Annotated in this window: 13 protein-coding genes; 10 read left to right on the top strand and 3 right to left on the bottom strand. The window is 61.3% G+C overall.

All coding sequences use genetic code 11. From position 1 onward, the window contains the following. The first annotated feature begins 130 nt into the window (after nucleotides 1–130). Nucleotides 131–376: a GlsB/YeaQ/YmgE family stress response membrane protein gene (locus FHW37_RS24480; protein WP_145641108.1), complete on the top strand. Its 246-nt coding sequence runs from the start codon at nucleotides 131–133 to the stop codon at nucleotides 374–376. Between the two features lie 37 nt (nucleotides 377–413). After that, the gene (gene lipA / locus FHW37_RS24475; RefSeq protein WP_145641106.1) at nucleotides 414–1,388 is read left to right on the top strand and encodes a lipoyl synthase; all 975 of its coding nucleotides are present in this window, start codon (nucleotides 414–416) and stop codon (nucleotides 1,386–1,388) included. 29 nt (nucleotides 1,389–1,417) lie between these two features. Here lipA and FHW37_RS24470 read toward each other — a convergent pair whose 3' ends face one another. After that, complete coding sequence (locus FHW37_RS24470) at nucleotides 1,418–1,615, bottom strand: hypothetical protein (RefSeq protein ID WP_145641105.1); 198 nt, start codon at nucleotides 1,613–1,615, stop codon at nucleotides 1,418–1,420. Between the two features lie 265 nt (nucleotides 1,616–1,880). On the opposite strand from FHW37_RS24470, the gene FHW37_RS24465 reads away from it, so the two are divergent. Together FHW37_RS24465 and FHW37_RS24460 are read left to right on the top strand one after the other, a co-directional pair. Further along, a complete protein-coding gene (locus FHW37_RS24465) occupies nucleotides 1,881–2,471 on the top strand; it encodes an AAA family ATPase (protein ID WP_145641282.1) in 591 nt (196 codons plus the stop codon). Nucleotides 2,472–2,480: 9 nt separating this feature from the next. After that, on the top strand, nucleotides 2,481–2,930 hold the full coding sequence (locus FHW37_RS24460; RefSeq protein ID WP_145641103.1) for a type II toxin-antitoxin system RatA family toxin: 450 nt from the start codon (nucleotides 2,481–2,483) through the stop codon (nucleotides 2,928–2,930). Between the two features lie 15 nt (nucleotides 2,931–2,945). On the opposite strand, the gene FHW37_RS24455 is transcribed toward FHW37_RS24460, so the two are convergent. Together FHW37_RS24455 and FHW37_RS24450 are read right to left on the bottom strand one after the other, a co-directional pair. Beyond that, nucleotides 2,946–3,449, bottom strand: a complete 504-nt coding sequence (locus FHW37_RS24455; RefSeq protein ID WP_145641100.1) for a CinA family protein — start codon at nucleotides 3,447–3,449, stop codon at nucleotides 2,946–2,948. A 3-nt stretch (nucleotides 3,450–3,452) separates the two neighbouring features. Next, nucleotides 3,453–4,655 carry a bifunctional 2-C-methyl-D-erythritol 4-phosphate cytidylyltransferase/2-C-methyl-D-erythritol 2,4-cyclodiphosphate synthase gene (locus tag FHW37_RS24450; RefSeq protein WP_145641098.1) on the bottom strand — a complete coding sequence of 401 codons (1,203 nt, stop codon included), beginning with the start codon at nucleotides 4,653–4,655 and terminating at the stop codon, nucleotides 3,453–3,455. Nucleotides 4,656–4,803: 148 nt separating this feature from the next. Here FHW37_RS24450 and dusB point away from each other — a divergent pair, with 148 nt between their 5' ends. The 6 genes from dusB to FHW37_RS24420 all read left to right on the top strand — a co-directional run bounded on the left by dusB (nucleotide 4,804) and on the right by FHW37_RS24420 (nucleotide 13,255). Next, complete coding sequence (dusB, locus tag FHW37_RS24445) at nucleotides 4,804–5,826, top strand: tRNA dihydrouridine synthase DusB (protein ID WP_145641097.1); 1,023 nt, start codon at nucleotides 4,804–4,806, stop codon at nucleotides 5,824–5,826. Beyond that, complete coding sequence (locus tag FHW37_RS24440; protein ID WP_145641095.1) at nucleotides 5,823–6,971, top strand: two-component system sensor histidine kinase NtrB; 1,149 nt, start codon at nucleotides 5,823–5,825, stop codon at nucleotides 6,969–6,971. The genes dusB and FHW37_RS24440 overlap by 4 nt, the downstream gene beginning before the upstream one ends. Then, nucleotides 6,968–8,419 carry a nitrogen regulation protein NR(I) gene (gene ntrC / locus FHW37_RS24435; RefSeq protein ID WP_145641093.1) on the top strand — a complete coding sequence of 484 codons (1,452 nt, stop codon included), beginning with the start codon at nucleotides 6,968–6,970 and terminating at the stop codon, nucleotides 8,417–8,419. Before FHW37_RS24440 ends, ntrC begins: the two co-directional genes overlap by 4 nt. Nucleotides 8,420–8,705: 286 nt before the next feature. Then, nucleotides 8,706–10,979 carry a sensor histidine kinase NtrY-like gene (locus tag FHW37_RS24430; protein WP_145641091.1) on the top strand — a complete coding sequence of 758 codons (2,274 nt, stop codon included), beginning with the start codon at nucleotides 8,706–8,708 and terminating at the stop codon, nucleotides 10,977–10,979. Next, nucleotides 10,969–12,333: a sigma-54-dependent transcriptional regulator gene (locus FHW37_RS24425; RefSeq protein ID WP_145641090.1), complete on the top strand. Its 1,365-nt coding sequence runs from the start codon at nucleotides 10,969–10,971 to the stop codon at nucleotides 12,331–12,333. The genes FHW37_RS24430 and FHW37_RS24425 overlap by 11 nt, the downstream gene beginning before the upstream one ends. Before the next feature lie 58 nt (nucleotides 12,334–12,391). Beyond that, nucleotides 12,392–13,255, top strand: coding sequence for a D-amino-acid transaminase (locus FHW37_RS24420; RefSeq protein ID WP_145641088.1), 864 nt, complete (start codon nucleotides 12,392–12,394; stop codon nucleotides 13,253–13,255). The last annotated feature ends 63 nt before the right edge of the window (nucleotides 13,256–13,318 follow it).

Below are 13,318 nucleotides of genomic sequence, written 5' to 3'. Positions count from 1 at the left end.
CTCCCCGTTAGAACGGGGAGAAGGTGGCGGCAGCCGGATGAGGGGCAACAGCGTTCGCTGAGCCTCTCTTGTTATTGCGGATAGTCAGGCGACTGCCCATATCCGTCAGGTGTGTTTTAGGGAGACTGACATGGGCGTGGGCTGGCTTTCAGCGATCATCATCGGCGGTCTGGCAGGCTGGCTTGCCGGCATCATGATGGATCTGCGCTTCGGCGTGTTGATGAACATCGTGATCGGCATTGTCGGCGCCGTTGTCGCCAACGCGATCTTTACCCGCGCCGGCATCTATGTCGCCAGCGGTTGGCTGGGTTACCTGGTGACGGGTTTCATCGGCTCCTGCATTTTGCTATTCGTCGCCAAACTCGTCAGGCGCTGACGATACCTGCCAGATAGGCAGCTGAGGACAGATACTTATGGTCACCATTCTCGACAGGACGACGCTCTCGGAAGATAAGCGCGTTCGCCATCCCGAAAAGGCGCATCGCCCCGACCAGGAAGTGATGCGCAAGCCGGAATGGATCCGGGTCCGCGCGCCGGTCTCCAAGGGGTACCAGGAGACGCGCTCTATCGTGAAGGAGCACAAGCTCGTCACGGTCTGCGAGGAAGCGGGCTGCCCGAATATCGGCGAGTGCTGGGACAAGAAGCACGCGACCTTCATGATCATGGGCGAGATCTGTACCCGCGCCTGCGCCTTCTGCAATGTCGCGACCGGCAAGCCGAATGCGCTCGATCTGGCCGAGCCAGAAAACGTTGCGAAGGCCGTCAAGCAGATGGGCCTGCAACACGTCGTCATCACCTCCGTCGACCGTGACGATCTGGCCGATGGCGGCGCCGAACATTTCGAAAAGGTGATCTGGGCGATCCGCGCCGCATCGCCGCTGACGACGATCGAGATCCTGACCCCCGACTTCCTGAAGAAGCCGGGCGCTCTGGAGCGCGTCGTCGCGGCCAAGCCCGACGTCTTCAATCACAATATGGAAACCGTGCCGGGCAATTATCTGACGGTGCGTCCCGGCGCCCGTTATTTCCATTCGATCCGGCTTCTGCAGCGGGTCAAGGAACTCGATCCGACCATGTTCACCAAGTCCGGCATCATGGTCGGTCTCGGCGAAGAGCGAAATGAAGTTCTGCAGCTGATGGACGACCTGCGCACGGCAGACGTCGACTTCCTGACAATCGGCCAGTATCTGCAGCCGACCAAGAAGCACCACAAGGTGGAAAAGTTCGTGACCCCGGAGGAATTCAAGTCCTACGAAACGGTCGCCTATACCAAGGGTTTCCTGATGGTGTCCTCGAGCCCGCTGACGCGGTCCTCGCACCATGCCGGCGACGATTTCGCAAGACTTCGCGCTGCACGCGAAAAGAAGCTTCTGGCCGCCGCCGAATAAGGCGGCAGCTTTTCAAGTGCCTTCGAGCGTTATTCAGCAGCCTGCAGCGGCTGATGCTTCGGCGCGTTCTTGTCCTGGCCGCGGCGCCGTTCTCTCAGCGTGAAACGGTGGCCGCGCGCCTCTGCCTTCGCCATTTCGACGAGATAGGCGAGCATCGGCAGCTCATTCATGTCGGCAAGCTGCTTGGCTGATTCCAAGAGCTTTATCATCTGTGCAAAATCGTCCATGGGATGCTTCTTTCGGGCATTACCGGCTTATGGTTGCAGAGGGTTTTCTCCTCATACGTTTCCTTGCGCCTTTGGATCATTACAACCAAATTACATTTCTGTAAGGTCCGGGCCGCGGTCCGTAAAATGAACCAAAATTCCGACTGATTTCAGATCAAGTATTTGAAAAACAAAGTAATATCGCAACTTCAGAAAAGTTCTGGTCGCAATGCTTCCAGCGCATGGGAGGTGTGCATTGCAGCAAATCAATTCGAACACGGCCGGAATGACGACAATCGGCGCCCCGGACGCGATTCGTCACATCGATATTGCCGAAGCCGCCAGGTGTATTGTGCGTGCGGACCGAATCCTTGTCGTCGGCTGCTCCGGCGGCGGCAAGTCCACGCTTTCGCAAAAGATCGCCACGCGTTTCGGCCTCGACTATATCTCGGTCGACCGCGACATTCTCTGGCTGCCCGGCTGGGTGCAGCGGGAGAGGGGCGAGCAGCGCCGCATTATCGAACGGCTTATTTCGGCCGAGCGCTGGATCATGGATGGCACCAATCCCTCGACATTCGATATCCGCGTGCCGCGCAGCGATCTGGTGATCTGGGTGCGCATGCCACGTTACGTCAATGTCTGGGGCATTCTCAGCCGCTGGATCCGGCATATTGGTCGCACGCGGCCGGAAATGGCGGCCGGTTGCCGGGAGCGGATGGATTTTGAATTCTTCCGCTTTGTCTGGACCTGGGAAAAAGCGTTTTCCGGGCGGGTGACGAATGGGCTTCTGCAACACGGGCAGGGCACGCCCGTCCTGACGCTGAAATCGCGGCGGCAGATGCGTGACCTTCTTGATCTTCTCGACGCTCGCGCTTAAGTCCCGGTCATGCCCAAGTTCGAAAATCATCGCCCCGTCAAGCACAGCGCCGAAGACATGTATGCGCTGGTCGCCGATATCGAAACCTACCCGCAATTCCTGCCGCTCTGCGAAGCCCTGACGGTCCGCTCGCGCAAGGAGAGGGATGGCAAGACGCTGCTGGTGGCGGATATGACGGTCGGCTACAAGGCGATCCGTGAGACCTTTACAACTCAGGTCCTGCTCAACCCGGCGGAACGGGCGATCGACGTCAAATATATCGAGGGCCCGTTCAAATATCTCGATAACCGTTGGCGCTTCGAGCCGAACGCGACGGGCAGCGGTTCGATGGTGAATTTCTACATCGATTACGAGTTCAAGAGCATGATCCTCGGCGCCCTGATGGGCTCGATGTTCGACCGTGCCTTCCGCATGTTCGCCGAAGCTTTTGAGGCGCGGGCGGACAAGATCTACGCCTGATCTATTTCAGGCCGTCTATTTGAGGTCTGCCGCTTCGACGAGCATCTCGAGCGCCGTGCGCACCGTGGCCAGCCGGATCCCCGTGCGGCCGATATCGCCATAGCGCATTTCCCGGTGAAGGATGAGGCCGGTGCGGCTTTGTGCCGAGATATGCACGAGCCCGACCGGCTTTTCGGTCGAGCCACCGCCGGGGCCGGCAATCCCGGTCACTGCGACCGAAACGGCTGCCTTGGAGCGGAAGAGGGCGCCATGTGCCATCTGCAGCGCCGTCTCTCTCGAAACTGCCCCAAAGGCCCGAAGCACCGTCTGTCCGACGCCCAGCATCTCCATCTTCGCAATGTTCGTATAGGTGACGAAGCCGCGATCGACGACCGCCGATGAGCCGGAGATTTCCGTCAGAGCCCCGGCGATCAGCCCGCCGGTGCAGGATTCCGCCGTAGCGACCATCAGTCCCTTTTCGGCAAAGGTCCGGATAATGTCTTGGGCCCGCTCTTCGATATCGCCGGGAAACAGGCTCATGGTTCAATCTCCACGAAAGACGACGGTTGCCGTGGCGATTGCCGCAATGCCCTCACGGCGGCCGACAAAGCCGATCTTCTCATTGGTCGTCGCCTTGACCGAGCAGCGGTCGAGCGAAATGCCGAGAATCTCCGAAAGTTTTTCGCGCATCGCCTGCCGGTGCGGGCCGACCTTCGGTGCCTCGGCGATCAGCGAAACATCGGCATTCATGATCGTGCCGCCATGTTCGCGAACGATTTTGGCAGCATGCTCGAGGAAGATTTTTGACGCGGCGCCCTTCCACTGCATGTCGGAGGGCGGAAAGTGATCGCCGATGTCTCCGGCGCCGCAGGTGGCGAGCAGCGCATCGGTGAGTGCATGCAGCGCCACGTCCGCATCGGAATGGCCGCTGAGCTTCTGGTCATGCGGAATGAAGATGCCGCACAGCGTCACGCCGTCGCCGGGCTCCAGCTGGTGCACGTCATAACCATTGCCGGTCCTGACATCCGGAAGGGTGCTTGCGGTGAGCCTTTCATCGGCCATGTCGATATCCCGTTTCACGGTCAGTTTGATATTGTCGACAGAACCCTCGACCAGATGCACGGGAAGTCCCGCCCATTCGGCGATCGAGGCGTCGTCGGTAAAGTCCTCGCGCCGCAGGGCCGCCGCCTTTTCATGGGCGGTGCGGATTTCGGACAGAAGAAAGCTCTGCGGGGTCTGGGCGGCATAAAGCCCGGCGCGCGGCACGGTCTCGTGTACCAGCCCGTCCGAGCCGCCGCGCTTCAGCGTGTCGCTGATCGGGATTGCCGGCAGGAGGCCGTCATGGCCGGCCATAAAACCTTCGGCGACGCGATCGAGCAGATCGTGCTCGACGAAGGGCCGCGCCGCATCATGGATCATCACATGCGTCGCATCGGTGCCGGAGAGCGCGCGCAGGCCTTCATAGACCGAACGCTGGCGGGTCTCTCCGCCGAAGGTGATGATGACGCGCGCCGCCTGCGGCAGATTGACCGTGGCAGCGGCATAAAGCGCCTCGTCATCGGGATGTATCACGACGACGATAGGCCCGCTTCTGTGCCAGGTCAGGAACCGTTCAAGCGTGTGGGCGATCACCGGACGCCCGCCGATCGGGCGATATTGTTTCGGGCCGTCCTCCGGCGCGCCGGCACGTTCGCCGCGACCGGCGGCAACGATGACGATGCCGATTCGGAAAGAGTCGTCGTCCATGGGCCTATCCGTTTCGCTGGGAGGATTGACAGGCCGAGAACTATAGAATGAAAAGCCTGAATTCCAGCAGGTCGCTTAAAAATAACGCAGGCATTGAATTGCTCTTGGCAAATGCGTGAGACCTGAATAAAAATAGTGCAGAAGCTTCATGTGCCCGAAAGATCATCATTTGCGTTTCCAGGATCTTGCTACACCTTTTGAGGTCGGGCCCGTCGCCATTCGCAATAGAATAGTCTTGGCGCCGATGTCCGGCGTGACCGATCTGCCGTTCCGCACGCTTGCATGGCGCCACGGTGCAGGGCTCGTCGTGACCGAGATGGTCGCAAGCCGCGAACTGGTGATGAACCGCGAAGAATCTTGGTCGCGCCTCAAGGGCACCGGCATTACGCCGCATATGGTGCAGCTCGCCGGCCGCGAGGCGCACTGGATGGCGGAAGCCGCAAAGATCGCCGAGGCCAATGGCGCCGATATCATCGACATCAATATGGGGTGTCCGGCCAAGAAGGTGACCGGCGGTTATTCCGGTTCTGCCCTGATGCGCGATCCTGACCATGCGCTATCCATGATCGAGGCGACGGTAAAGGCTGTAAAGGTGCCGGTGACGCTGAAGATGCGCCTCGGCTGGGACGAAAATTCGCTGAACGCGCCGGAAATCGCTAGCCGCGCTGAACAGGCCGGCATCCAGCTGGTCACCATCCACGGCCGCACCCGCATGCAGTTTTACGAGGGCAGGGCCGACTGGGATGCGATCCGCGCCACCCGTGACGTCGTTTCCATCCCGCTGATCGCCAATGGCGATGTCGAGACGCCGGAAGATGCCGACGAGATCCTGAAGCGCTCCGGCGCCGATGCCGTCATGGTCGGCCGTGGTGCGCAGGGCCGCCCCTGGCATGTCGGCTGGCTTGCCGGCCATGCAGCACCCGAACAGGCCGAAATTGCCGCCATCGTCATCGAACATTATGAGGCGATGCTGGAACTTTATGGTCGCGAAGCCGGCCTGCGCCATGCGCGCAAACATCTCGGCTGGTATCTCGACCGCTTCGCCGCCGGCCTCCCGCCCGAGGAAAAGGCCGCAATCATGATGTCGAAGGATTCGGCGGACGTCACGCGACGGATGACGGCCGCTCTTCTCGACCAACCGATAGACGCTCCCCGCAAGGAGGCAGCATGACCAAGACGACAACAGCCGAGAGCGCACAGGGCCAGGCGCTTGCCATGGCCGTGCTCAATGCCGTGCAGAACCCGGTGATCCTGGTGGATGCCGCCGGCAAGGTGGCCTTCGCCAATTGGGAGGCCGAATCCTTCTTCGGTGCTTCCGCCGCGCATCTGGCCAAGAGCAAGATTTCCACGCTCATCCCCTTCGGCAGCCCGCTTCTGGCGCTGATCGACCAAGTGCGCGAACGCAAGGCGCCGGTCAACGAATACCGCGTCGATCTCTCGTCGCCGCGCCTCGGGCAGGAAAAGCTGGTCGATCTCTATGTCGCGCCGGTGGCGGGCGAACACGATTCGGTCGTGGTCGTTTTTCAGGAACGCTCGATGGCCGACAAGATCGACCGCCAGCTGACTCACCGCGCCGCCGCCCGCTCGGTCACCGGCCTTGCTTCCATGCTGGCACACGAGATCAAGAACCCACTGTCGGGCATCCGCGGTGCCGCCCAGCTGCTCGAAACCGTTGTGCCCGACGATGACCGGCCGCTGACCCGCCTTATCTGCGACGAGACCGACCGGATCGTGTCGCTGGTCGATCGCATGGAAGTGTTTTCCGACGAACGCCCCGTCGACCGGGTGCCGCTCAACATCCATTCCGTGCTCGACCATGTGAAGGCCGTCGCCAAGGCTGGCTTCGCGCGCAACATCAAGATCTCGGAAATGTACGACCCGTCGCTGCCGCCGGTTTATGCCAATCGCGACCAGCTGGTGCAGGTCTTCCTCAACCTCATCAAGAATGCGGCCGAAGCGGTCGGTGACCAGCCGGATGCCGAAATCACGCTGACGACGGCCTACCGTCCGGGCATTCGCCTCTCGGTCGCCGGCACCCGCGAAAAGATCTCGCTGCCGCTGGAATTCTGCGTCATCGACAATGGTCCCGGCGTGCCGACCGACCTGTTGCCGCATCTTTTCGACCCCTTCATCACCACCAAGACCAATGGTTCCGGCCTCGGTCTTGCGCTGGTGGCAAAGATCATCGGCGCCCATGGCGGCATTATCGAATGCGATAGCCAGGCCCGCCGCACCATTTTCCGGGTCCTCATGCCCATGCACAAGGAAGAGGGCGGCGACGGCCGCGCCTTGCACACCACAGGAAGCGATAAATGACTGCCACGATCCTGGTCGCAGACGACGACGCAGCCATCCGCACGGTTCTGAACCAGGCCCTGACCCGGGCCGGTTACGATGTCCGTATCACCTCGAATGCCGCCACCCTGTGGCGCTGGATTTCCGCAGGCGAGGGCGATCTGGTCGTCACTGACGTCGTAATGCCGGATGAAAATGCCTTCGACCTTCTGCCGCGCATCAAGAAGGCCCGTCCGGACCTGCCGGTTCTGGTCATGAGCGCCCAGAACACGTTCATGACGGCGATCAAGGCTTCGGAAAAAGGCGCCTATGATTACCTGCCAAAACCGTTCGACCTGACCGAGCTGATCGCCATTATCGGCCGCGCTCTGTCCGAGCCGAAGCGCAAGCCGGCCCGTCTCGATGACGACATGCAGGACGGCATGCCGCTGGTCGGTCGCTCGGCTGCCATGCAGGAAATCTACCGCGTTCTGGCCCGTCTGATGCAGACCGACCTGACGCTGATGATCACCGGTGAATCCGGTACCGGCAAGGAACTCGTCGCCCGCGCGCTGCACGACTATGGCAAGCGCCGCAACGGTCCCTTCGTCGCCATCAACATGGCCGCCATCCCGCGTGACCTGATCGAATCCGAACTGTTCGGCCACGAAAAGGGTGCCTTTACCGGCGCCCAGAGCCGTTCCACCGGTCGTTTCGAACAGGCCGAGGGCGGCACGTTGTTCCTCGACGAAATCGGCGACATGCCGATGGATGCCCAGACCCGCCTTCTGCGCGTACTGCAGCAGGGCGAATACACGACGGTCGGCGGCCGCACGCCGATCCGCACCGACGTGCGCATCGTCGCCGCCACCAACAAGGACCTGAAACAACTCATCCATCAGGGCCTGTTCCGCGAAGACCTCTATTATCGCCTCAACGTCGTCCCGCTGCGCCTTCCGCCGCTGCGCGACCGCGCCGAGGATATTCCCGATCTCGTCCGCCATTTCATGCAGATGGCCGAGAAGGAAGGTCTCGACGGCAAGCGTTTCGACAATGAAGCGCTGGACGCGATGAAGGCCTATGCCTGGCCGGGCAACGTGCGCGAGCTCGAAAACCTCGTGCGCCGCCTGATGGCGCTTTATCCGCAGGATGTCATCACCCGCGAGATCATCGATTCGGAACTGCGTGCCGATGTGCCCGACAGCCCGATCGACAAGATGACGGCGCGCACCGGTTCGCTGACGATCGCCCAGGCGGTCGAGGAAAATATGCGGACCTACTTCGCCGGCTTCGGTGAAAACCTGCCACCGCCGGGTCTCTACGACCGGGTTCTGACGGAGATGGAATACCCGCTGATTCTCGCAGCCCTCACGGCGACTCGCGGCAACCAGATCAAGGCTGCCGACCTTCTTGGCCTCAATCGCAACACCTTGCGCAAGAAGATCCGCGAGCTCGGCGTATCGGTATACCGCAGTTCCCGGGGCGCCTGAGACGCCTTGATTTCCCTGTTTTTCGAGTATCGCCGCTGTAAAAAGCGGCGATACACTTTTGCGCGACGTGCTTTCGTGTGCGCTTGACACAGCCTCAGCCTCGTTGCATTTTCGCCACAATGCGTTGCTTAAACGACACTTAAGGTCCCTGGCTTTCCGCCACGGGGCCGGCGGATCCGACGATCGTCGGCTGCGGGGCCTCTTTTTTAAAAAGGACGATTTTTCCTTCGATCGGGTAGCAACCTGGGCGGTTGAAAGGTCTATCGTCTGATATTGGAGCGTATAGATGACGGATGGCGTAATAACGCCGGTGCCCGACAACGAACCGGTCGTGTCGGTTCAGGATCGTCGTGCGTCTTTCGCTCTGCCTGGCCTTCTTCTGGCTGGCGGCGCTCTCGTCTGTGCCACGCTGACGCTCTTCATTCTGCTCGGCGTCACGCCCATTGCCCCGACCACCAACGTTGTCATCGCTTCGGCCGTGGTCAACTCGCTGTTCATCATCGGCCTTGTCTACCTGATCGGCCGCGAGATCGGCCGGCTTCTGCGCGCGCGCAACCGTGGCCGCGCCGCAGCCCGTCTGCATGTGCGCATCGTCGTGCTGTTCTCGATCGTCGCGATCACGCCGGCCGTCCTCGTCGCCATCTTCGCCAGCCTGACGCTCAGCGTCGGTCTCGACCGCTGGTTCTCGCTGCGCACCCAGTCGATCGTCCAGTCCTCGCAGGACGTGGCGCGCGCCTATATGATGGAAAATGCCAGCTACCTGCAGGGCCAGACCGTCTCCATGTCGAACGACCTGGAGCGCAACCGGGCGATGTTCTATCTCGACCGCACCGGTTTCGTCGATCTCCTGACCCGCCAGGCCCGCGGCCGCGGGTTGCTCGGCGCCTTCCTCGTGCAGGAAGATGGCCAGGCGATCGCCCAGGCCGATATCAAGACCGAAAAGCCGCTGCCGGCAATCCCGCAGGATGCTCTGAAGACCGCGGCCTCCGGTCAGCCGACCCTGATTCCGCCCGGCGTCACCAACCTTGTCGGCGCCGTCATCAAGATCGACACCATTCCCGGCACCTTCCTCTACACGATCCGCGCCGTCGATCCGCGCGTCATGAACGCCATGCGGCTGATGGAAGAGAACACCGCCGAATACAAGGCGATGGAAGCCGGCCGCATGTCGCTGCAGCTTGCCTTCGCCGTGCTTTATCTCGGCTTCGCGCTAATCGTGCTGCTTGCCGCGATCTGGGCCGCCATCGCCGTCGCCGATCGTATCGTCCGGCCGATCCGCCTGCTGATCAGCGCTGCCGACAGCGTTGCCACCGGCAATCTCAATGTCGTCGTTCCCGTCCGTGTCGCGGATGGCGATGTCGGCAGCCTCGGGCGCACGTTCAACAAGATGATTTCGGAAATCCGCACCCAGCGCGACGAGATTCTTGAGGCGAAGGACGAAGTGGACGACCGCCGTCGCTTCATCGAAGCGGTGCTGTCCGGTGTGACGGCCGCCGTCATCGGCGTCGAGGAAGACCGTCGTATCAGCATCGTCAATCCGACCGCCGAAGCCTTCCTCGGCGTCAGCGCGGAACAGCTGATGGGCAAGAAGCTCGAAGAGGTCGCGCCCGAGATCGACCACGTCTTCACCGAAGCGACCTCGCGATCACGAGGCGATTTCCGCAAGCAGGTGAACCTGATGCGGGGCGGCAAAGAGCGAACCCTGTCGGTCCAGGTGACCCGCGAAGAACAGCGGACTGCCCATGACAGCTATGTCGTCACCCTCGACGACATTACCGACCTTGTCATCGCCCAGCGCTCGACCGCCTGGGCCGATGTGGCGCGCCGCATCGCCCACGAGATCAAGAACCCGCTGACCCCGATCCAACTCTCCGCCGAGCGCCTGAAGCGCCGTTACGGCAAGCAGATTGACGAGAGCGACCGCGCCGTCTTCGACCAGTGCACCGATACGATCGTGCGTCAGGTCGGCGATATCGGCCGCATGGTCGATGAATTCTCCTCTTTCGCCCGCATGCCGAAGCCGGCCAAGGAAAATGCCGATCTTCGCGACATCCTGCGCGACGCCATTTTCCTGCGCGAAATGGGCGAGACCCATGTGGATTTCATCCGCGAGCTCGGCGACGAGCCGCTCAAGGGCTCATTTGACAGCCGCATGCTCGGCCAGGCCTTCGGCAATCTCGTCAAGAACGCCGTCGAGGCGATCGAGGCGGTGCCGAGCGATCAGGAGCGCGATGGCCGCAAGGTCTGGGTCCGCGCCAACCGGGATCGCGCCCGCGACACGTTTGTTGTCGACATCATCGACAACGGCAACGGCCTGCCGACCGAAAACCGGCATCGCATTCTGGAACCCTATATGACGATGCGGGAAAAGGGCACTGGCCTTGGTCTCGCGATCGTCAAGAAGATCATTGAGGAACATGGCGGACAGCTCGAACTCCACGACGCTCCCGCCGATTTTGATCATGGCAAGGGCGCCATGATCCGGGTGCTGCTGCCGCATGTCGAGCAGGCGGCATCGCCCATAAATGGTAATGACAAGGAATTGGCTTATGGCGTCTGATATTCTGGTCGTCGATGACGAGGCGGATATTCGCGAAATCGTCTCCGGCATTCTCTCCGACGAGGGACATGAAACCCGCACCGCGCATGACGCCGACAGCGCGCTTGCGGCGATCTCGGATCGTGTTCCCCGGCTCGTTTTCCTCGACATCTGGATGCAGGGCTCGCGCCTTGACGGTCTGGCCCTTCTCGAAGAGATCAGGGCACGCCATCCCGACCTGCCTGTGGTGATGATCTCCGGTCACGGCAATATCGAAACCGCCGTTTCCGCCATCAAGCGTGGCGCTTTCGACTTCATCGAAAAGCCGTTCAAGGCCGACCGCCTGATCCTGATCGCCGAACGGGCGCTCGAAAATTCCAAGCTCAAGCGCGAAGTGACCGAGCTCAAGAAACGCACCGGTGACGCTGCCGAACTGGTCGGCACATCGGTTGCCGTCTCGCAGCTGCGTCAGACGATCGAAAAGGTCTCGCCGACCAATAGCCGCATCATGATCCTCGGCCCGTCGGGTTCCGGCAAGGAACTCGTCGCCCGCATGATCCACAAGAAGTCCTCGCGGGCGACGGGTCCGTTCGTGGCGCTCAACGCCGCGACGATCACGCCGGAGCGCATGGAAATCGCGCTGTTCGGCACCGAAGGCGGCCCCGGCCAGCCGCGCAAGATCGGCGCGCTTGAAGAAGCCCATCGCGGCATTCTTTATCTCGACGAAGTCGGCGAAATGCCGCGCGAGACGCAGAACAAGATTCTCCGCGTTCTCGTGGATCAGCAGTTCGAGCGTGTCGGCGGTTCCAAGCGCGTCAAGGTCGATGTCCGCATCATTTCCTCGACCGCCTACAATCTCGAAAGCTCGATTGCCGAAGGCACGTTCCGCGAAGACCTCTTTCACCGTCTCGCCGTTGTGCCGGTCAAGGTGCCGGCGCTCGCCGAACGCCGCGAGGACATTCCGTTCCTGGTCGACATGTTCATGCGCCAGGTCTCCGAACAGGCCGGTATCCGCACCCGCAAGATCGGCGATGACGCGATGGCGGTGCTGCAGGCCCATGACTGGCCGGGCAATATCCGCCAGTTGCGCAACAATATCGAGCGCCTGATGATTCTTGCCCGCACCGATGGTCCTGACGCGCCGATCTCTGCCGACATGCTGCCGACCGATCTTGGCGACATGCTGCCGAAAGTCTCGTCCAAGGGTGACGTCCACATCATGACGCTGCCGCTGCGTGAGGCTCGTGAAATGTTCGAACGCGATTATCTCGTCGCCCAGATCAACCGTTTCGGCGGCAATATTTCCCGCACCGCGGAATTCGTCGGCATGGAGCGCTCGGCCCTGCACCGCAAGCTGAAATCTCTCGGCGTCTGAGCCGGGAGACTTTTCCACAGTTTTGATTTTGCACGACTGATGTGCTGAGGGACTGCCCATGTCGAGAATTGCCTATGTGAACGGCCAGTATGTCCAGCACGCCGATGCCGCCGTTCACATCGAGGATCGCGGTTTTCAGTTTGCCGATGGCGTCTACGAGGTCTGCGAGGTCCGCGCTGGCATGATCGTCGATCTGACGCGCCACCTGAACCGGCTCGACCGTTCGCTCAGCGAATTGCGTATGGCGCAGCCGATGAGCCGCGCCGCTCTCACCCATGTCATCCGCGAAGTGCTGCGCCGCAATCATGTGAAGAACGGCATTTTCTACATGCAGGTGACCCGTGGCGCGGCCCGCCGCGACCATTTCTTCCCGGCCGAAGGAACGCCGCCGACCATCACGATCACCGCCAAGAATACCGATCCTTCCGTCGTTGCGAAAAAGTATGCGAACGGGATCAAGGTGATAACACTTCCCGAAAACCGCTGGGACCGCGTCGATATCAAGACCGTCGGCCTTCTGCCCAATGTGCTTGCCAAGCAGCAGGCGCGGGATGCCGGTGCGGCGGATGCGATTTATGTCGATCGCAACGGCATCGTCATGGAAGGCGCATCCTCGAATGTCTGGATCGTCACGCCGCAGGGCGAGCTCGTTACCCGCCCGGCCGAACACGGCATCCTGCGCGGCATTACCCGCACGACGGTGATCGATGTTGCGGCGAAACTCGGCCTCAAGGTCGTCGAGCGTGAGTTCAAGACCGAGGACATGCTGAACGCCCGCGAAGTCTTCTTCTCCTCGGCGACAGGTATCTGTGTACCGATCGTCGAGATCGACGGAAAGACCGTCGCCAACGGCCATCCGGGGACCATCTCCGCCTCGATCCGTGATGCTTTTTTCGACATTGCGGAAAAGACGGCGATTTGATAACCAGACATTTGGGGGAAGGGAAACACGAGGGCGTTTCCCGATCATCTCTATTTTTATTAT

Origin of the sequence: Neorhizobium alkalisoli, assembly GCF_007829835.1 — a bacterium.
In the GTDB taxonomy this organism is placed as follows: domain Bacteria; phylum Pseudomonadota; class Alphaproteobacteria; order Rhizobiales; family Rhizobiaceae; genus Neorhizobium.
This window is presented reverse-complemented; position numbering and strand designations above follow the sequence as displayed.